General features: G+C 46.1%; 19 protein-coding genes. All 19 read left to right on the top strand.

What is annotated here, in order from left to right:
- Nucleotides 1-490: ribonuclease HII (locus BXO88_RS15335; RefSeq protein WP_078038604.1), on the top strand; the 490-nt coding region annotated here is incomplete at its 5' end.
- A gap of 12 nt (nucleotides 491-502) precedes the next feature.
- The gene (locus BXO88_RS15330) at nucleotides 503-955 is read left to right on the top strand and encodes a YraN family protein (RefSeq protein ID WP_078038603.1); all 453 of its coding nucleotides are present in this window, start codon (nucleotides 503-505) and stop codon (nucleotides 953-955) included.
- A gap of 111 nt (nucleotides 956-1066) precedes the next feature.
- Entirely contained in the window at nucleotides 1067-2212 is a 1146-nt protein-coding gene (gene trpS, locus BXO88_RS15325; RefSeq protein WP_078038602.1) for a tryptophan--tRNA ligase, read from the top strand.
- A complete protein-coding gene (locus tag BXO88_RS15320) occupies nucleotides 2212-2754 on the top strand; it encodes a Holliday junction resolvase RecU (protein WP_078038601.1) in 543 nt (180 codons plus the stop codon). Before trpS ends, BXO88_RS15320 begins: the two co-directional genes overlap by 1 nt.
- A 9-nt stretch (nucleotides 2755-2763) precedes the next feature.
- Entirely contained in the window at nucleotides 2764-4125 is a 1362-nt protein-coding gene (gene trkA / locus BXO88_RS15315) for a Trk system potassium transporter TrkA (RefSeq protein WP_078038600.1), read from the top strand.
- Nucleotides 4126-4139: 14 nt separating this feature from the next.
- Nucleotides 4140-5588 (top strand): TrkH family potassium uptake protein, encoded by a 1449-nt coding sequence (locus tag BXO88_RS15310; RefSeq protein ID WP_078038599.1) that lies wholly within the window; start codon nucleotides 4140-4142, stop codon nucleotides 5586-5588.
- A 113-nt stretch (nucleotides 5589-5701) separates the two neighbouring features.
- On the top strand, nucleotides 5702-6640 hold the full coding sequence (locus tag BXO88_RS15305) for a CAP domain-containing protein (protein WP_078038598.1): 939 nt from the start codon (nucleotides 5702-5704) through the stop codon (nucleotides 6638-6640).
- Nucleotides 6641-6848: 208 nt separating this feature from the next.
- Nucleotides 6849-7496, top strand: a complete 648-nt coding sequence (gene lexA, locus BXO88_RS15300) for a transcriptional repressor LexA (RefSeq protein WP_078038597.1) — start codon at nucleotides 6849-6851, stop codon at nucleotides 7494-7496.
- 320 nt (nucleotides 7497-7816) lie between these two features.
- Entirely contained in the window at nucleotides 7817-8938 is a 1122-nt protein-coding gene (locus tag BXO88_RS15295; protein ID WP_078038596.1) for a BMP family lipoprotein, read from the top strand.
- A gap of 225 nt (nucleotides 8939-9163) precedes the next feature.
- Nucleotides 9164-10666 carry an ABC transporter ATP-binding protein gene (locus BXO88_RS15290; protein WP_442944944.1) on the top strand — a complete coding sequence of 501 codons (1503 nt, stop codon included), beginning with the start codon at nucleotides 9164-9166 and terminating at the stop codon, nucleotides 10664-10666.
- Nucleotides 10663-11700 (top strand): ABC transporter permease, encoded by a 1038-nt coding sequence (locus BXO88_RS15285; RefSeq protein WP_078038594.1) that lies wholly within the window; start codon nucleotides 10663-10665, stop codon nucleotides 11698-11700. The genes BXO88_RS15290 and BXO88_RS15285 overlap by 4 nt, the downstream gene beginning before the upstream one ends.
- A 2-nt stretch (nucleotides 11701-11702) precedes the next feature.
- Nucleotides 11703-12638, top strand: coding sequence for an ABC transporter permease (locus BXO88_RS15280; RefSeq protein WP_078038593.1), 936 nt, complete (start codon nucleotides 11703-11705; stop codon nucleotides 12636-12638).
- A gap of 68 nt (nucleotides 12639-12706) precedes the next feature.
- On the top strand, nucleotides 12707-13654 hold the full coding sequence (locus tag BXO88_RS15275) for a nucleoside hydrolase (protein ID WP_078038592.1): 948 nt from the start codon (nucleotides 12707-12709) through the stop codon (nucleotides 13652-13654).
- Complete coding sequence (locus BXO88_RS15270; RefSeq protein WP_078038591.1) at nucleotides 13641-14924, top strand: M20 family metallopeptidase; 1284 nt, start codon at nucleotides 13641-13643, stop codon at nucleotides 14922-14924. The genes BXO88_RS15275 and BXO88_RS15270 overlap by 14 nt, the downstream gene beginning before the upstream one ends.
- 51 nt (nucleotides 14925-14975) lie before the next feature.
- Complete coding sequence (locus tag BXO88_RS15265) at nucleotides 14976-15722, top strand: glutamine amidotransferase (RefSeq protein WP_078038590.1); 747 nt, start codon at nucleotides 14976-14978, stop codon at nucleotides 15720-15722.
- Nucleotides 15723-15732: 10 nt separating this feature from the next.
- Nucleotides 15733-16881: a M20 family metallopeptidase gene (locus BXO88_RS15260; RefSeq protein ID WP_168171744.1), complete on the top strand. Its 1149-nt coding sequence runs from the start codon at nucleotides 15733-15735 to the stop codon at nucleotides 16879-16881.
- Entirely contained in the window at nucleotides 16871-17773 is a 903-nt protein-coding gene (locus tag BXO88_RS15255; protein ID WP_078038588.1) for a ribokinase, read from the top strand. The genes BXO88_RS15260 and BXO88_RS15255 overlap by 11 nt, the downstream gene beginning before the upstream one ends.
- Nucleotides 17774-18187: 414 nt before the next feature.
- On the top strand, nucleotides 18188-18406 hold the full coding sequence (locus BXO88_RS15250; protein WP_078038587.1) for a Nif11-like leader peptide family natural product precursor: 219 nt from the start codon (nucleotides 18188-18190) through the stop codon (nucleotides 18404-18406).
- A 358-nt stretch (nucleotides 18407-18764) separates the two neighbouring features.
- Nucleotides 18765-19645, top strand: an 881-nt coding sequence (locus BXO88_RS15245; RefSeq protein WP_168171743.1) for a DUF819 family protein, incomplete at its 3' end; no start/stop codon positions are given.

Raw genomic sequence — 19645 nt, 5'->3', positions numbered from 1 at the left:
GATACTTTATCTCAATGACTCAAAGAAGCTCAGCGAGAAGCGACGTGAGGCTCTTTTTCCGGAGGTAAAGGAAAAGGCATTGGCATACGGCGTAGGAATAATCGATGAAGCTACTATCGACGAGATAAATATACTTCAGGCGGATTATGAGGCCATGCGTGTGGCTATCAGTCTCGCTTCAAAGATGCTTGAAGAAAAGGGACTCGGAAAGGCTCCTGAGCTTCTGTTAAATGATGCGGTGACTATCCCGGGAGTGGATATACCTCAGATCTCCATCATAAAGGGCGATGCGAAGTCTGTTTCCATAGCAGCCGCAAGTGTACTTGCCAAGGTAACGAGGGATCATCTTATGCAGGAATATGATGAGAAATATCCGGGTTACGGCTTCGCAAAGCATAAGGGCTACGGAACCGCAGCACACATACAGGCCCTGAAGGAGCTGGGACCATGCCCTATACACAGACGTTCCTTTATAAAGAAATTCGTCTGACAGGAAAGAAAAATGAATAATTCATCAGATAATCAAAAATCCATCCCCTCAGTTTTCACTGAAAAAGCAGCAAGATCAGCTGAAGCTGAGAATCTGTCTGCCCTTCGGGGCAGCCGGCGACAGGCGAATCACGAAAAGGGACAGCACTCGGAAGACATAGCGGCTTCGTATCTCAAAAAAAACGGGTATATCATACTGGAGCGCAACTGGCGCTTTCACAAGAACGAGATAGATATCATCGCAAGAGATGGTAGCTGTCTCGTTTTTGTTGAAGTTAAAGCAAGAAAAAGCTCCCTGCACGGTTTCGGCTGTGAAGCTGTGGACAGAAGAAAGCAAATGCTCATACGAAAGGTCGCAGAGGCTTACCTCATATTCAAGCATCACAGCTTAACCGGTATACCCTGCCGATTTGACGTGATTTCCATAGACGGCGGAGCTATAAGTTTGTTTAAAAATGCATTCTAGTATGATATAATCTGATATCAGTGTCATGAATACTATCACTCACCTGTACATAAGCGTGTGATAGCATTCATGGCGCACCTACCTTTACTACAAGTTTTTTCGGAGGCACACATGTTAGCTAAAGACAGTGAAAAGAAAATCATTCTTACCGGTGACAGACCAACCGGAAAACTCCATCTCGGTCATTATATCGGATCTCTCAAGAGAAGAGTAGAACTTCAGAATTCCGGCAAGTTCGATGAGATCAACATTCTTGTTGCCGATGATCAGGCATTAACAGATAACTGGGCAAACCCTAAGAAGGTTCGTGACAATATAATCGAAGTTACATTGGATTACTTATCTGTAGGCATCGACCCGGATAAGGCTTTTATTTCCATTCAGTCAGCCATTCCTGCACTGCACGCGCTTACTTTCTACTATATGAATCTCGTTACAACACAGAGACTTTCCAGAAACCCGACTGTAAAGTCAGAGATGCAGATGCGCGGCTTCAGCGGAAATGACAGTGATGATAACGAAGCAGGTCTTCCTGCAGGTTTCTTTACATATCCTGTTTCTCAGGCAGCTGATATCACAGCCTTCAAGGCTACAACAGTTCCGGCCGGAGAGGATCAGATGCCTATGGTTGAGCAGTGCCGCGAGATCGCACACCGCTTCAACACTCTTTACAAGTGCGACGTACTTGTTGAGCCGGACATCCTCATCCCTGATGTTGCTGCACAGCGCAGACTTCCGGGAATCGACGGAAAGGCAAAGATGTCAAAGTCTCTTGGAAACTGCATTTATCTTTCCGATGACTCAAAGTCTGTAAAGCAGAAGATCATGAGCATGTATACAGATCCTACCCACATAAACATTGACGATCCCGGACATATCGAGGGCAACATGGTATTTACATATCTCGACGCCTTCCTTCGTGATGACAGCCAGTTCGCGGATTACCTTCCTGATTACAAGAATCTTCAGGAGATGAAGGAGCACTATCAGAGAGGCGGTCTTGGCGACATGAAGTGCAAGAAGTTCCTTCTCAAGGTCGTTGAGGAAATGCTCGATCCTATCCGTACAGAGCGTGCCAAGTGGGAGCAGAATATCGGCGATGTTTACGACATTTTAAAGGCCGGTACAGACCATGCCGTTAAGGTGACAAACCAGACTCTTTCAGAGTGCCGTGAAGCTATGCGCATCAACTATTTCGATGACAAGGCTGTCATGGTTTCAGACTGGGAAAGCTGGCTTAAAGAAAGTCACGTATAATGGGAACCTGGAAGTCAAGAGGGCTTCGAGGCTCACAGCTTGAGGATCTGATCAACCGTACAAATGAGGCATATCAGGCGAAGCATCTTGCGGTTGTTCAGAAGATCCCCACCCCCATCACCCCCATAAATATGAATGCCGACCACACTCAGATAACATTGGCATATTTCGAGCAGAAATCCACCGTTGATTACATCGGTGTGGTTCAGGGCATACCTGTCTGCTTTGATGCCAAGGAATGCGCGAAGGACCTTTGGCCTTTGGCGAACCTTCATCCTCATCAGGTGAGATTTATGAGGGAGTTTGAAGAGCAGGGCGGCATTAGCTTTATCATACTTTCATTTACAGCAAGAAATGAGACCTATTACATCCCTTTCAGAGATATCAACTTCTTCTGGGAGCGAATGGAAAACGGCGGAAAGAAATCCTTTAACTACGATGAACTGGATCACAATTATGCGGTCCGTTCACTGAAGGATATGTTCGTCCATTATCTGGAACCTTTGCAGAGGGATCTGGACGAGCGGGAACAAAAGGAGTAATTATTTCACATGAATATTATAGTTGTAGGTTGCGGCAAGGTCGGAATGACTCTTGCTGCCCAGCTTAGCAAAGAGGATCACAATATCACCATCATCGACAATAACGAAAAGGCGCTCGGTCATGCAGTGGATTCTCTCGACGTAATGGGCATAATCGGAAACGGTGCCATGCTTCAGACACAGCAGGAGGCAGGCGTAAAGAATGCGGATGTTCTTATCGCCGCTACTGATTCCGATGAGATCAATATGCTTTGCTGCCTTATCGCAAAGAAGGAAGGTAACTGCAGCACCATAGCCCGCATCAGAAATCCCGAGTACACGACCGAGATACCATATCTCCGCGATGAGCTTAACCTCGCTATGGTCATAAATCCGGAAATGGCTGCAGCCAAGGAAGTGGAGAGACTTCTTCGTTTCCCTTCAGCCATAAAGATCGACAACTTCTCCAGAGGAAAGATCGATCTCATCCGTGTAAAGGTTCCTGAGAACAGCCCTCTTTGCGGTCTGAAGCTTCAGGAGCTCCACCGTACACTGAACATCAACATCCTCATCTGTTCGATCGAAAGAGGTGAAGAGGTCATCATCCCATCCGGTATGAACGATCTTCAGGCAGGCGATGTTATAAGCTTCGTTGCCAACGCCCAGCATGCCAATGCTTTCGTCAAGCAGCTCGGAATAGTATTTTCACCTATCAAGGAAGTCATGATCGTAGGCGGCGGTCGTGTTACCTACTATATCGCAAAGTACATTCGTGACTCAAAGCTTCGCTGCAGATTAAAGATCATTGAGATCGACAAGGAGAGATGCAATTTCCTCGCTGACGAGTTCCCTGAGGCCACTATCATTAACGGAGACGGTACTGATCAGGATCTCCTTCTCAGAGAGGGACTTGAAAACACTGACGCCTTCTGTTCACTGACAGGATTTGATGAAGAGAACATCATGCTTTCTCTTTACGCAAGAAGCCAGTCCCACGCGAGACTCGTTACAAAGGTAAACAGGATCACCTTCGAGAGTGTCATCAATGACTTAAGTCTCGGATCCATCATTTATCCAAAGCAGATCGTAGCAGATCACATAGTACAGTACGTCCGCGCTCTTCAGAACTCACAGGGTTCCAATGTCGAGACCCTTTACAAGATCGCTGATGGAAGAGCGGAAGCTCTCGAATTCAAGGTCGGAAATGATCCTGAACTCATCAAGCACACCTTTGCGGAGCTTAAGTACAAGAACAATGTTCTTATCGCAGCCATCGTTCGCAAAAACAAGCTTATCACTCCGGGCGGATCGGATTTCATGCTTCCGGGAGACAGCGTCATAGTTATCACAACGAATACAGGCTTCAAAGACCTGAAGGATATTCTTGCATAAGGGAGCTTTGTTACATGAACATTAATATGATCGTCTATGTACTGGGATGGGTCCTGCAGCTGGAAGCCGCGCTTATGCTGCTGCCCATGGGATGTGCATTGATATATAAGGAAATCTGGGCGTTTACAGCTCTTGGCATAAGCGCTGTCATTGCCTTCCTCGTCGGTACATTGGGAACACTCATGAAGCCGAAGCGAACCGCCTATTATGTGCGTGAGGGTTTCGTTATCTGTGCCCTGAGCTGGGTGGTGATGTCCCTGATAGGAGCATTGCCCTTCTATATAAGCGGCACCATACCTCACTATATCGACGCGGTATTTGAGATCGTTTCCGGCTTCACAACCACCGGAGCTTCCATACTCGGCGAAGTTGAACATCTCGGCAAGGGACTTCTTTTCTGGCGTTCCTTCAGCCACTGGGTCGGCGGAATGGGAGTACTTGTTCTGGTACTCACCATACTTCCTCTGGGCGGCGGCTACAATATGATGATAATGAAGGCAGAATCACCGGGACCTGATGTCAGCAAGATGGTACCGAGAGTCGCAGATACCGCAAAGGCGCTGTACAAGATCTACTTTTGGCTTACAGTTGCATGGGTAGTCATTTTCTTTTTCAGCGGAATGTCTCTGTTCGACTCACTGTGTATAGCCTTTGGTTCAGCCGGAACCGGAGGATTTGCAGTCCGTAATTCGGGAATGGCGGATTACAGCATGTTCAGTCAGGTTCTGATCACCATTGCCATGCTGATGTACGGTGTGAATTTCAATGTTTACTACCTGTTCCAGAAGCGTAAATTCAAGGATGCGTTACACTGCGAGGAAGCGAGAGTATATCTCAGCATAGTTTTTATTTCATCTATTTTCATAGCCTTCAACATCGTGAAGATGTACGGCGGCGATATACTTTACACACTTCATCACAGCTTCTTTACCGTAGCATCCCTCATTACCACTACGGGATTCTCGACACTGGATTTTGATACCTGGCCACAGGCAAGCCAGATGATACTTCTGTTCCTCATGTACTGCGGAGCCTGTGCAGGATCCACGGGCGGTGGAATCAAGGTATCCAGAGTCATCATCCTTTTCAAGGAAATAGGAAAGGAGCTTCTGGTACTTATCCATCCTGAGGCTGTGAGACACATACGTCTGGAAGGAAAGCGAATAGAGCAGTCCGTTGTTACATCGGTTAACTGTTACCTGATCATGTATCTCCTCATTTTCCTGGTGTCGGTTTTCGGTATATCCTTCGATAAGTTCGATTTTGTGACCAACTTCTCTGCAGTTGCAGCGACCTTCAACAATATCGGACCGGGACTCGGAGCAGTAGGACCCGTTTGCAATTATGCAGAGTATTCAGACATCAGCAAGATCATCCTCACCATAGATATGCTTGCCGGACGTCTCGAGATACTCCCTGTTATGCTCATTTTCATGCCGAAGACATGGCATAAGAATAATTGAACATAGATCAGCAAGATGATTCGGCTGTATTTAAATATTGCCGACCTTAACCTATATATCATTAGATAGTTTATAATTTGACAGGAAGTCAAAATACGGAAGGAACCTTAATTATGAAAAAACTAGCCCTTACACTTCTCAGCTTATGCTGTTTTATGAGCTTCTCAGCCTCAGCCGGCTGGCAGGCAACCGATGCAGGCTGGAGATATTTAAACGAAAGCGGTCAGCCTGTATATGGCAACTGGGTAAATGACAATCAAAGCTGGTACTATATAGACAGTAACGGTATCATGAGCACCGGATGGATAAAGATCGGAGACTCATGGTATCACATGAGCGAATCCGGAGCGATGCAGTGTAACGCCTGGATAAATTCAGGAAATAACTGGTACTACTTAGGACCTGACGGCAGGATGATCACAAACAAAGAGGTGAAATTATCCGGAAAAAGATACTGTTTTGATGAAAATGGCATCATGCTCCATGACACCTACAGCCCTGAGGGACTGTATATCGGCTCTGACGGTGCCGTTATCGCTGATGAAGCAGAGGATGTGGATACCTATGACAGCTATAACGATTCAGATACATCGGATTCCTATACGTATTATAATTATGGATATTCCTACGGCACTTCAGGCAGCTCCGTAAATAACCGTTCATCAGCCTCTGATGTCCGTGAGTTTCAGGAAGAAGTATTTAAGCTCGTAAATGAAGCAAGAAAAAAGAACGGCAGCTCTAAACTTTCTCTTTCAGATGAGCTTTGTGAGCTTGCCAATATAAGAGCAGAAGAGCTCACAGAGTCTTTCAGTCATTCAAGACCTGATGGAAGCAGCTGTTTCACGGTTATGGATGGCTCCAGCTATGATGACGGATACAAGGGCGAGAATATAGCCTGCGGACAGCGTACTCCGGATTCTGTTATGACTTCATGGCTCAACTCCAGCGGTCACAGAAAGAATATTCTGAACAGGAATTATTCGGAAATAGGCGTTGGTTTCTATGAGGACGCAAGCGGTTACCGCTATTGGGTACAGTTATTTGCCGGCTGATGAATAAAATCAAATATAGAACACATTAGATAATCTTATATTGTACCTATATAGCTATGGCGGTCATTTTTTTGACCGCCATTTTTTGTACACTTGAATTTAAAAATGTATTTAAGCCATTTTTTCGTACAAATGTTTATATGATTCTTGCAATGAACGGATGTTTGTGGTAAAATTTTTATATCAAACATACAAAAGGAGTTTTATCATGGGTAGACACAAAAAGCAGCCGGATCCAAATCATATGACCCCTAAACAGCAGGCAGTATTTGACTATATCAAGCAGTGCGTTATCGAACGTAACTATCCGCCTTCTGTAAGAGATATATGTGCTGCCGTAGGTCTTAAGTCAACATCCAGTGTCTTTACATATATAAACGATCTTGAGGTTATGGGGCTCATCAAAAAGGATCCAGCACATCCCAGAGCTCTTATGATCACCACATCCGAATTCCATTCAGAGGAACCGGCACGTGAGGTAGCACAGATACCTTTAGTCGGTACAGTTGCAGCCGGTCTTCCTTTACTTGCAGAAGAGAATGTAAGCGAGTATTTCCCTATACCTGTAGATATCCTTCCGAATCAGAAGGTCTTCATGCTCACAGTCAAGGGCGACTCCATGATAAACTGCGGTATCTTAAACGGTGATAAGGTCATAGTAGAACAGCAGAACACCTGTCGTGACGGTGAGATAGTTGTTGCACTGGTAGAAGACAGCGCAACCGTAAAGCGTTTCTACAAGGAAAACGGTCACATCCGACTCCAGCCTGAAAACGATACTATGGATCCTATCATAGTCCCGGACTGCCAGATACTCGGTAAGGTCATAGGTCTTATCCGCATGGGCGTAAAGTGATACACAAAAAGCTTTATTTAGCACGTTTCCTTTTGGGAAGCGTGCTTTTTATTTCTCTGTCTTTATTAATTTAATTTCTCTGTCTTTATTCAACCGCATGTTAAAACTATATACAGCGCCGGAATGATGTATCATATCATACAGGCACACTAACTATAAGCGACAGGCTTGTCATACAATTTAAAAGTGATTTTCAACATATGTAAGACATCAATTTGTAAATTAAATTGTATATTTTGTTGTACGCGCATTTAAACAGCGTTATACTTTTATTAGTTTTCAATTAATTCGTGTCATGGACACATAAAGGAGGGGAATCCATGAAAAAGAAAGTATTAGCTATGTTCCTTGCAGTCGGAATGGCAGCAAGCCTTGTTGCCTGCGGCGGTTCTTCCACAACTACTGAGACAAAACAGGAAGCAAAGACTGAGGAAAAAACAGAGTCAAAAGCTGAAGAGAAATCAGGAGACAGTGGCGAGAAATCAAAGATCCGTGTATGTGTTGCCTATTCAGGAAATCTGGGAGACAAGTCCTACAACGATTCCTGTAATGAAGGTTCTCAGAAGGCTGTAGCTGATTTTGGTATAGAGCTCAAGAATCTGGAAGGAACAACACCGGACGAGTGGAAGGCAAATCTTCTTTCTGCCTGTGAGGATGGTTATGATCTCGTTATCTGTTCTTCTTCTAATTTCCAGGAATACCTTCAGGAGTATGCACCTGAGTATCCGGATGTAAAATTCGCCATCATCGATACAACAGTTGATGCACCAAATGTACAGTCTATAAGCTTCGCTCAGAATCAGGGTTCCTTCCTTGCAGGAGCTGCAGCCGCTATGTTCACCGAGAAGACCGATATCGACGGAGTTAACGGTGATGCCATTATCGGATGGGTAGGCGGAATGGATATTCCTGTACTTCATGATTTCTATGTAGGATACGAGCAGGGCGCAAAGTACATCAATCCTGACATCCAGATTCTTCAGGCTTTTGCCGGAACCTGGAACGATCCTCTGAAGGGCAAGGAGCTCACACTTGCACAGTATGAGCAGGGTGCTGATATCGTTATGAATGTTGCATCAGGTACAGGTTCAGGTATCCTTGAGGCTGCTACAGATGCAGGAAAATACGCCATCGGTGTTGACCTTAATCAGGATAATGACCAGCCTGGACATGTGCTTACATCTATGGTAAAGAGAGTTGACACAGCCTGCTACCTCACCATCAAGTCTGTAGTAGAAGATACTTTCCAGGGCGGAAGCACTTCTTATCTTACAGTTGCTGACGGCGGTGTAAGCCTTACAGATTTTGCAGTTATCAAGGAAGCCCTTGGAGACAAGTTCCCTCAGGATATAGTTGACAAGGTCGCAGAACTTGAAAAGAAGATCGTTTCCGGTGAGATCGTAGTTGATAACTACGAAGGATTCGGACCTTCAGCTAAATAAATACTGATCGATACATTCCGGGGATTATCCGGTTAGATATGAGCTCTTCTACTGGAGTGTTGCGCAATTGCAAAACGCTGCGGAGGGAAGAGCTCTTTCTGTAGGTTCATCACCTTGATCATATGAAAAGACTGTGAGACAACCGGTCAAATATGATCCCATGGAAATATGCAATATATACTAAAGAAAGCGGGTGAAAAATTGGACAGCGAATACATCGTAAGCATGGAAGGCATAAAAAAGACTTTTGGAAGCGTTCAGGCTGTCAAAAATGGTGAGTTTAATCTGAAAAAAGGAGAGATACATTCACTGATTGGAGAAAACGGTGCAGGTAAATCCACCATGATGAAGCTTTTATATGGAATGTATCCCTTTGATGCAGGAACTGTGACCATTGAAGGAAAAAAATATGAAAGCATTACTCCAAAGACGGCTATAGAGGCCGGAATAGGAATGGTGCATCAGGAATTCATGCTTGTAAAGGAGCTTACTGTTCTTGAGAATATCATCCTCGGATTTGAGCCTACAAAGGGGCTGACCATAGATTTTGCCACAGCCAGAAAGACTGTACAAAAATATATCGATCAATACAATATGGATATTCAGCTGGACAAGAAAATAGCCCAGATCTCAGTCGGTGAGGCCCAGAGAGTTGAGATCATAAAGATCCTGACGAGAGGCGCCAATATCATCATACTGGATGAGCCTACAGCGGTTCTGACACCGCAGGAAGCGAGACGTCTTTTTGAGATCCTGAATAACCTGAAGGCGGATGGAAAATCCATAGTATTCATATCCCATAAGCTTAATGAGATCATGGAAATAAGCGACAGAGTATCCGTTATGAGGCAGGGAACCTACATGGGTACCGTGAACAAGGTGGACACCAATGAAAACGAACTTGCCCGCATGATGATCGGAAGAGACGTTTTCCTGAACATAGAGAAAAAGAAGTCTTCAGTAGGAGATGCAGTTCTTCAGGTTGAAGACCTCTGGACTTCAGGCGAAAAGGAGATCAGTAAGATAAGAGGGCTTTCTTTTGATGTAAGGGCCGGTGAGATCGTCGGAGTTGCAGGTATCGATGGAAATGGTCAGAGCGAGCTGATAGAAGCCATCACAGGACTCAGAAAAGTAGAAAAGGGTAAGGTCATACTGGACGGAAAAGACATTACCAACCTGTCGGTTAAGAAAATAAGAGAAGCCGGTCTCACTCATATTCCTGAGGACAGAAACACGAGAGGGCTGAACCGTCAGTTCTCCATCGGAGATAATCTCATCGAAGTGACTCTGGATAAGGAACCCTTCTCTAAAAACGGATTCCTGAAAAAAGATGCTGTGAAAAAGTTCGCTGAAGAGCTTATTGAAAAATTCGATATCAGGCCTGCGAAGGCAGAGCTTCCCACCTCATATCTGTCAGGAGGAAATGCCCAGAAGGTGGTAGTTGCGAGAGAAGTTACTCTTGGCGGAAAGCTTCTTGTGGCATCACAGCCGACAAGAGGTGTAGATATCGGAGCTATCGAGTCCATCAGAAGCATCCTTCAGGATGTAAAGGAAAAAGGACTGGGAGTTTTGCTGGTATCTGCAGAGCTTGAAGAGATCATGTCTCTTTCCGACAGGATCATCGTTATGCATAACGGTAAGATAACAGGCCGCTTAAATGCAGAAGAGGCCAATGAAGAAGAACTTGGAATGCTTATGATGAGCGGCAAGGAAGGAGGAGAAGCATGAGCGAAAAAACAAAAGCTGCATTAAATATCCTCTTATCCATGCTGCTGGCATTAGGCGCAGGAGCTATAGTCGTGGCTCTGCAGGGAGAAAGTCCCGTGGAGGCATATGCTGCCCTTATCAGAGGTGCCTTTAACGGCAAACTGAAATTGGGAACCACACTGGCGGGAGTTACACCGCTCCTTTTGACGTCACTCGCCTTCATAGTTGCGGCAAAGGCCGGGGCCTTTCACTGCGGAATCGAAGGCTGTGTGTTCCTCGGAGGCATAGTAGCCGCCTATATAGGAATCAACTGGACCTTCCTTCCGGGACCTTTGCAGCTCATAGCATGCTTTATGGGAGCTATGCTGGTGGCTTCCCTATGGTCCATGATTCCCGGAGTTCTGCGCATTTATTTCAATGTCTCTGAAGTGTGCTGTACGATCCTCATGAACTCTGTGGCCCTTTACATCACGAATTACCTGGTTTCCGGAGTCATGAGCGCGGGAACCTCACTTCCTCAGTCTGCGGATGTGGATCCACATGTGAGACTCACCCAGTTCATGAAGCCGAGTTCTGCCAATACAGGACTTTTCATAGCCATCATAGTGACAGTATTTATCATGACACTCGTGTACAGGACCGCCTTCGGTTTTAAGCTCAGGCAGATTGGAACAAACCCGGCAAATGCCGAGTTCGCGGGAACCGATCCTAAAAAAATGTTCATCTCTGCAATGATGCTTGCGGGTTCCATCGGTGGAATCGCAGGAGCGATCGAGGTACTGGGAGTTCACGGATTCTTCCTGAACAACTTCGCAAGCGGCCTCGGCACCAACGGGATGCTTGCGGCACTTATCTGCAAGAACAATATGTTCGTTGCACCTCTCATTTCATTCTTCATCGCCGTTCTTAAATCCGGTGCCATGGGAATGCAGCAGGCAACCAGTGTTCCGAAATCTCTGGTTGATACTATCACAGCGGTATTTATCATTTTTGCCTGCATGAATCTCATTGGAGATATCAAGAAGAATCGTGATCTGAAAGAAGGGAGGACCTGAATATGACATTTTCAAAGATATTTAATGCGTCGCTTATCTATTCCACCTTCCGTACAGCGACACCGATCATCTATGCAGCTTTGTGCGCGGCCATCACCCAGCAGGCGGATATCCTTAACATAGGTACAGAGGGGATAATGCTTTTCGGTGCATTTATGGCTGTAGCGGTGAGTTATCTCACCGGAAGCTGGGCGCTTGGAGTCCTTGTAGCCATGCTTGGGGGACTCTGCATAGCCATGGTCATGGCTGTCAGTCATTTGAGATTCAGATCTGACATCTGTGCCATCGGAATGGGCGTCAATATGTTCGCTGTTGCCATAACCAAATTCCTGCTTAACGCCTGGCTCAAGCAGAGCGGTACCTTTGCGGATCCGAAGATAATCGCCATTCCAAAGGTACATATAAAGGCATTGGAAAAGGTAAAGTTCCTGAATGATACCTTTAACGACTGGACCATCACAGAATGGTTCGTTATCCTTCTGGTCATCATTCTCTGGTTCGTATTTTATAAGACAGTGTGGGGACTTCGTATAAGAGCCGTTGGACGTATGGCTCAGGCTGCCCAGACTGCGGGTATCAATGTTAACTCCATGAAATATCAGGCTATAGCCATTTCAGGACTGGTAGGCGGACTTGCAGGAGCCCATCTGTCTCTCGGATATTCCGCAATGTTTGTAGAGAACATGACCAATGCCCGAGGCTTCATGGGCGTTGCCGCCATGTATTTCGGAGGAGCCCATCCTATATTTACAGCCCTTGGCTGCCTGTTCTTCGGATTCACGGATTCAATAGGAGCGAGACTTCAGGCCTACGGTGTTCCGAGTCAGTTAGTGCTTCTGATGCCTTACGTTGCGACTATTGCGATCCTTGCCATCTCCATGGCTACAAAGAAGGCTATGGAAACCAAGAGAAAGAGCTCGCTGATAACCGCGGCGTGATGTTCTTAAAAATTAAAGCAGATTGATGGGTCAAATATATAAAATTATTTGGCCCATAAGGGGATAAGATGAATAAACAGAAAGTATTTTTGGATTGTGATCCGGGGCATGATGATGCCATCAACATCATGCTGGCCCATGCCTATCCGGAACTTGAACTGGTGGGGATCTCAGTTGTCGCCGGAAACCAGACCATCGAGAAGACCACCATCAATGCGCTTAATGTATGTCAGTATCTAGGGATCATGGACGTTCCCGTAGCGGCAGGCTGCGGAAACGCTATGGTGAAGCCCAGAGAGATCTGTCCTGAGATCCACGGAAAAACAGGACTGGACGGTCCCACATTTGAGCCCCTTGTGAAGAAAGCTGACCCCCGGCATGGAGTACAGCTTATGATAGATACTCTGATGGCAGCGGAGGACCATGAGATCATGGTGGTTCCCACAGGCCCACTTACAAACGTTGCCATGGCTATCAGGATGGAGCCCAGGATCATTCAGAAGATCAAGCGCATCGTTCTTATGGGAGGCTCCTATCAGAATGGTAATGTCACTCCCGCCGCGGAATTCAATATCCACTGCGATCCCGAAGCCGCATATGTGGTGTTCACCTCCGGAGTTCCCATAACCATGGTGGGACTGGATGTAACGAGAAAGGTCCTTTGTTATCCTGAGATCGTTGACAGGATGGCAAAGATAGACAATAAGGCATCCCATCTCTTTGTAGATCTCATGAGATTCTTCAACAAAACACAGAAGGAGGTCTTCGGCTGGGAGGGCGGTCCTACCCATGATCCCGTGACCTGTGCGTCCATCATTGACCCGGAGCTTCTGACCACAAAGTTCTGTCACGTAAGTGTAGACATTAAATCAGAAGAGAGCTACGGCAGGACCAACGCGGATATTTTCGAGTTCTTCCGGAGAGGCGAGCCGAACTGTGATGTTGCTGTTGATATAAACGTAGAGCGTTTCTGGGACATCATCGAACAGGGGATCAGATACTATGGAGATAAGTGAAAAGCTAAGGAAGCTTCTTGAGGAGAAACGTGAGGAATATCTAAAGCCCCTTATGGAGCTGGTTGCCATTGATACTCAGGATCTCGGACACGGAATCGCAGGCGGAAGAGAAAAGGAGGGGCAGGAATATTTTGCCCGGCTCCTTCAGGAAATCGGCGCTGATGAGATAGAGAGGGATCCTATGACTGAAGAGGCCATACAAAGATGCCTGAAGGAATATGAAGAAGGTAATCCCGGTCACAATTATGAGGACAGGTACAATGTCTATGCCACCTTCAAGGGTGCTGACACGGAAAAGACCCTGATGTTCAACGGACATATGGATACCATGCCCCCGGGGGATCTCTCTAAATGGGACAATCCCCCTCATAAGCCGACAATAATTGACGGTAAGCTCTACGGACTGGGATCCACAGATATGAAGTCGGGACTTCTCGGAGGCGCCATGGCTGTGAAGCTTTTGAAACAGGCCGGAATCGAGCTTCCCTGCAATGTAAAGATAACTTCAGTCTGTGATGAAGAGGGAGGCGGAAACGGCTCCATGCAGGCCATAATGAGCGGTCAGAAGGCGGATGCGGTGGTCGTATGCGAATGTTCGAACCGCGAGCTCATAGCGGCCCATATGGGCTTTGTGTTCTTCAAGGTGGAGGTGGAAGGAAAATCCAACCATTCCGGAGAAAAGTGGGCCGGAGTCTCTGCCATAGAGAAGATACTGAAGATAATCCGTGCACTGGAGGAGCTGGAGCATGAATGGCTCTTACGCTATAAGCATCCTCTGCTTCCGGCGCCTAATCTGAACATCGGTACCATACACGGAGGAACAGCGGGCTCTACCGTGGCAGGTGAATGCTATTTTGAGACCTGTATCCATTATCTTCCGGTCATCATGAGCTATCAGAAGATATACGATGCCTTCACGGAAACAGTGGAGGCGGTGGCAAAATCCGACCCATGGCTCAGAGAACATATGCCGAAGATAACCATGTATCAATGTGGTGGCGCTTTTGAACAGGAGACAACAGATCCCTTTGTATCGGCTTTTCAGAAGGCTTACTCCAGAGTCGAGGGACACGAGGCAAAGATCGTAGGTTCTCCGGGAGGCTGTGATTCGAGACTCTGGAAGAACATCGCAGGAGCAAAGGTCCTGCAATACGGTCCCGGAAAGCTTGCCCAGTGCCATGCAGTGAATGAATATGTGCCGGTAGAGGATTATTTCCAGGCGATACTGGTGTATGCGAATCTGATACTGACATATGGGAAGACGCAGTAATATTTTTTGAATCATTATGGCGGATGACCGCCTGAATAGGAGAATAAAACTATGGCGAAGAAAGTAATGCTGGCAGGTGAATCATGGATGAGTTTCACTACACACGTGAAGGGATTCGACACATTTCATACATCAGTATATGAGACCGGAAAAGAGTGGCTGGAAAAGGCCATAAAGGCTGCTGGATATGAGTTTGTATTCATTCCGAACCACGAGGCCATGGATGGTTTCCCGTTTACCCTGGAAGAGCTGAAGGAGTATTCCTGCATCATTCTGTCGGATATCGGCGCCAATACGCTGCTTTTACCGACTGAGACCTTTAACCGGAGCGTAAAGAAGCCTAACCGCTGCAATTTACTGCGTGACTATGTTCTGGATGGGGGATCGCTACTTATGGTGGGCGGATATATGACCTTCTCCGGTATAGACGGAAAGGGTAAGTGGCATGACACCGCAGTTCAGGAGGTTCTTCCTGTTGAAGTAAGTACGCTGGATGACAGAATGGAACACTGTGAGGGAGTAACGCCGGAGATATTGGCAAAGGATCACCCTGTATTTAAGGGCGTTTCCGAGGCATGGCCACAGGTTCTCGGCTACAATAAGACAGTGGCAAAGCCGGAAGCGGAAGTACTCGCAACAGTATGCGGAGATCCGTTTATCGCCTTCGGAAAGTACGGAAAGGGAAGATCCGGTGTGTTCACCACAGACTGTGCGCCTCATTGGGCACCTCCTGAGTTCTGTAACTGGGAGTCCTACAATCAGTTGTTTGCGAACATTATCGCTTATCTTGAAGCATGAGAGGTGCCACTTGGAAAACAAATGGGAGGAAGCGGATAAGCTTCTTACAGATCTTTTAAACATAAAAAGCGTAAATGGCAGAGATGATGAGGGACAGGTGGCACTGTTCCTCAAAGCTTATTTTGAAAGCTTCGGTATTTCTTCGGAGATTCAGAAGATAGATGAAAAACACAGTAATTTCGTGACGCATATCCCCGGAAGGGACCATTCGAGACATATCCTGATGAATGGGCATATGGATACTGTGCCCTATGGAGATCTCGATAAATGGAACACAGATCCCGGAACTGCAGTTCTGGATCCTGAAGGCCGGGTCTTCGCAAGAGGCGCAAGCGATATGAAGAGCGGGCTTGCCATGCTAAGCTATGCCATAGCTCATGTAGCGGAAAAGGGCACGCCTGCCTTTGACATAACCTTCGCCGCCACCTGTGATGAGGAAAAGGGGGGACTCGGTGCCAATGTCTTTTCGGAGAGTAAGCTCCTCCCGAAAGTAACTGAGATCCTTATCGGTGAGCCTACCTATCTTAATCTTGGAATCGCCCAAAAGGGGTGTTTGTGGCTTGAATTATCCTTTGAAGGGATCACCGGACATGGTGCCTATCCCGAAAAGGGATTAAATGCCATTGAAGAAGGCATGCGGGTGGCATCGCTTTTGAAAGCGGCCGTTCAGAAGGAATCGAATCCTGTCCTTGGTCACGCTACCGCCCAGGTCACAAAAATAGAGGGGGGTGTCGCTCCCAATATGACGCCTGACAGATGCGTGCTCCTCATGGATATAAGGATGGTTCCGGGACAGACAAAGGAAGACGTTTTACGTTGCCTGTCGGAAATACTTAAGGATAGGAACAAAATCGATCCGAGGCTCATATGCCATTATGAGGTCAAAAATGAAAGAGTTTCCGTGGAGATCGGAAGGGATGCGAGGCTTACCAAAGATCTGAAACATATACTGGAAAGACAGGGAGAAGAACCTGAGTATACTGGAATCAGCTATTTCACAGACGGTTCAGCCATTCTGAAGGCTCTGCCGGATGCTGGAGTTTTACTCTTCGGACCCGGAGATCCTGAGCTTTGTCATCAGGCAAATGAATGCGTGGAGCTTGAAAAGTATCATAAAGCCATCGAGGTTTTAATGGAGTTTATATCAAATGGAAAGTAAGGTTTTGAATTTCGGATCACTGAATCTCGATTATGTTTATTCAGTGGATCATTTCGTACAGGAGGGTGAGACCATTTCATCACTTGAAAGAAATACCTTCTGCGGAGGCAAGGGCCTGAACCAGTCAGTGGCTCTTGCAAAGGCAGGCTGCAGAGTATTTCACGCAGGAGCTGTGGGAAAGGATGACAGCGGAATCCTTCTCGACATGCTGGACAGTGCCGGTGTGAACAGAGAGTATCTCAAATTTAAGGACGGTCCCACAGGCCACGCCATCATACAGAAGAATAAAGCGGGAAACAACTGCATACTTCTGTTCGGGGGTGCAAATCAGGAGATACTGAGATCGGATATCGATGAGACATTCAGTCACTTCGGAAAGGGAGATTATCTGGTTCTTCAGAATGAGATAAATGAGCTTTCCTATATCATTGGAAAAGGACGCGATGCAGGAATGGAGATCGTGTTGAATCCTTCTCCCATGAACGAAAAGATAGAGGCATTGCCCCTTGATATGGTGGATTACTTTATGCTGAATGAAGTGGAGGCAGCAGCCATTACCGGAGTGGATGCAAAGGATTCCGATGGGCTTATTTCGGGCTTGAGAGAGAAATTCCCGAAGGCGCATGTTGTGCTGACTCTGGGTGAAAGGGGCTCGGTATATGCATACAGGGATACAGTCATAAAGCAGGGTATATTCAGTGTACCGGTAGTTGATACAACCGCAGCAGGAGATACCTTTACAGGATTCTTCATAGGATCACTGATCCGGGGAGAAGAACCCGAAAAGGCACTGGAAACAGCTGCCAAAGCATCGGCCATAGCGGTTTCAAGACCCGGAGCCGCGCCGTCTATTCCGGAGCTTTCGGAAGTGACTGACACAGCCGGTTCATAAGCCGGGGTCTGATATTTTGCGCAACAAAGAAAAACAAAAATTATTTTCTGAATTATTCGTATATAACCGCTTAAAAACAGAGAAATAAAAATAATTTTCGCGTTGACATTTTGTATGAAAATACGTACAATGAAGACAAGTTAAAGAGATGTGGCGAGTGCTTCACAGATCTTAAGCTAGTCGTGATAGAAGAACGGTAGATGAAATGGCGAGTGCTTCATGGATTCGAGGTTCTTTTTTTGTGTTTTCAGTTTGGATTCTGCCTAAGCTGCTATTAGCATTAACCCAACCATAAAAGAAATAAACCATGGGTAGCTTAAGAATTATAAGCTTACGTTCACCAGCGACGTCATCACTGAACACAGTGCTGTGATCCAAGGAAAGAAACATGCACTAATTTGAAAGGAGAATACTATGGATATGAAAAATTTTGATTTCAGTAAACTCGACCCTGAGCTAAAAGCAAAAGCAGAGAAATGTCAAAGCAAGGAAGAACTGATAGAACTTGCAAAATCTTCAGGAGTAGAACTAACGGATGAACAGCTGGATGCGATAGCAGGCGGAAATGGAGACTTTTGGGAGCCGTGCGGATCGCATAGTTGCAGTGAGTATTGGAGTTGCTCCAGCGAATAGAGCTAAAGCTATTATAAGACAAGGTAACGAAGTATCGGCAACATTTAAACGTCACTTGAAAAGATAAATGCTTAATTTCGGGGTATTATCAGTTTTGCAAAGGTAACTGCATAATACCTCGATTTTTTATGCCTGAAAAATGGCGTGATTCCGTCGCAATCCCGAAAAATGGGTTGTGGGCAATAATGATATCCTTACCTCTTTAACATTTTAAGAGAGTTATCAAAACAAGGGTTTGTGTCGAAATAACAATGAATGAATATGAGCATGCTCATAGTGACCCATGAAATGAATTTCTCGAGAGATTATGGTGCTTCAGGACGGTATACAGAATTTTGGAGAGAAGGGAGGTGCCTTTATGATTAAAGACGGTTTTGTTTATTTTTCAGTTCTTATTCTTATCATGGGGATAATTGTGATGTTGCCCAAATTATGCAGGGGTAAAGGCGCACAGAAGTTTTTCGGTATTATCCCTCCTGTCGTCATCATCTACGTGGGCTTTATGCTTTTGTGTTCCGTGAAACTCTGGGATCTGGAAGCCACATCCGGACTTTACAGCAGCATGAAAAATCCGGTTCTCTACGCGATGGTATTTTTGATGCTGCTCCGATGCGACATGAAAAAGATCGTACGACTCGGACCAAGAATGCTGATCGCATTCTTCTGCGCAAGCATTTCCATCGGCATCGGTTTTGTTCTCAGCTATGCGGTGATGCATAGTTTCCTGGGGGAGGAAGCATGGAGACCGCTGGGCGCACTCTGCGGAAGCTGGATGGGTGGAACCGGCAATATGCTGGCAATTCAGGCGGCACTGCACGTCGACGAAGGCAACATGGTATATGCCCTGATCATGGATACTATCTGCTGTAACATCTACATCCCGTTCCTTCTGTGGGCTCTTACGAGAAATGAAGCTTTTAACCGTTGGACAAAATCCGATACTCATCTGATCGATGAAGTGGGTGAGTCTCTCCGCAAGGCGACGGAGGCAAATAATAAGCCGCTCTTATGGCAGAACCTTGCATTTCTCCTCGGTCTGGGATTTGCTGTGTCCGCACTGTCTCAGTATGTCGGCGTATATCTGAATTCGATTATTCCGTTTTTTGACAAAGCGACATGGACTGTTCTTTTTATCACTATTCTCGGAACTGTGCTTGCAGTGACTCCGCTCGGCAGCATGAATGGAATTGAAGAACTGTCCAATATTCTTCTTTATACGGTTATCGCGCTCATTGCATC

It is taken from the genome of Oribacterium sp. C9, assembly GCF_002007235.1.
In the GTDB taxonomy this organism is placed as follows: domain Bacteria; phylum Bacillota; class Clostridia; order Lachnospirales; family Lachnospiraceae; genus Oribacterium.
This window is presented reverse-complemented; position numbering and strand designations above follow the sequence as displayed.

Bases quoted from the DNA above. Each gene is read 5' to 3' on its own strand.
- BXO88_RS15250 (WP_078038587.1), top strand. From the start codon at position 18,188: ATGGATATGAAAAATTTTGATTTCAGTAAACTCGACCCTGAGCTAAAA.
- BXO88_RS15285 (WP_078038594.1), top strand. From the start codon at position 10,663: ATGAGCGAAAAAACAAAAGCTGCATTAAATATCCTCTTATCCATGCTG.
- trpS (WP_078038602.1), top strand. From the start codon at position 1,067: ATGTTAGCTAAAGACAGTGAAAAGAAAATCATTCTTACCGGTGACAGA.
- BXO88_RS15310 (WP_078038599.1), top strand. From the start codon at position 4,140: ATGAACATTAATATGATCGTCTATGTACTGGGATGGGTCCTGCAGCTG.
- lexA (WP_078038597.1), top strand. From the start codon at position 6,849: ATGGGTAGACACAAAAAGCAGCCGGATCCAAATCATATGACCCCTAAA.
- BXO88_RS15330 (WP_078038603.1), top strand. From the start codon at position 503: ATGAATAATTCATCAGATAATCAAAAATCCATCCCCTCAGTTTTCACT.
- BXO88_RS15275 (WP_078038592.1), top strand. From the start codon at position 12,707: ATGAATAAACAGAAAGTATTTTTGGATTGTGATCCGGGGCATGATGAT.
- BXO88_RS15295 (WP_078038596.1), top strand. From the start codon at position 7,817: ATGAAAAAGAAAGTATTAGCTATGTTCCTTGCAGTCGGAATGGCAGCA.
- BXO88_RS15290 (WP_442944944.1), top strand. From the start codon at position 9,164: ATGGAAGGCATAAAAAAGACTTTTGGAAGCGTTCAGGCTGTCAAAAAT.
- BXO88_RS15320 (WP_078038601.1), top strand. From the start codon at position 2,212: ATGGGAACCTGGAAGTCAAGAGGGCTTCGAGGCTCACAGCTTGAGGAT.
- BXO88_RS15270 (WP_078038591.1), top strand. From the start codon at position 13,641: ATGGAGATAAGTGAAAAGCTAAGGAAGCTTCTTGAGGAGAAACGTGAG.
- BXO88_RS15305 (WP_078038598.1), top strand. From the start codon at position 5,702: ATGAAAAAACTAGCCCTTACACTTCTCAGCTTATGCTGTTTTATGAGC.
- BXO88_RS15255 (WP_078038588.1), top strand. From the start codon at position 16,871: ATGGAAAGTAAGGTTTTGAATTTCGGATCACTGAATCTCGATTATGTT.
- BXO88_RS15265 (WP_078038590.1), top strand. From the start codon at position 14,976: ATGGCGAAGAAAGTAATGCTGGCAGGTGAATCATGGATGAGTTTCACT.
- BXO88_RS15280 (WP_078038593.1), top strand. From the start codon at position 11,703: ATGACATTTTCAAAGATATTTAATGCGTCGCTTATCTATTCCACCTTC.
- trkA (WP_078038600.1), top strand. From the start codon at position 2,764: ATGAATATTATAGTTGTAGGTTGCGGCAAGGTCGGAATGACTCTTGCT.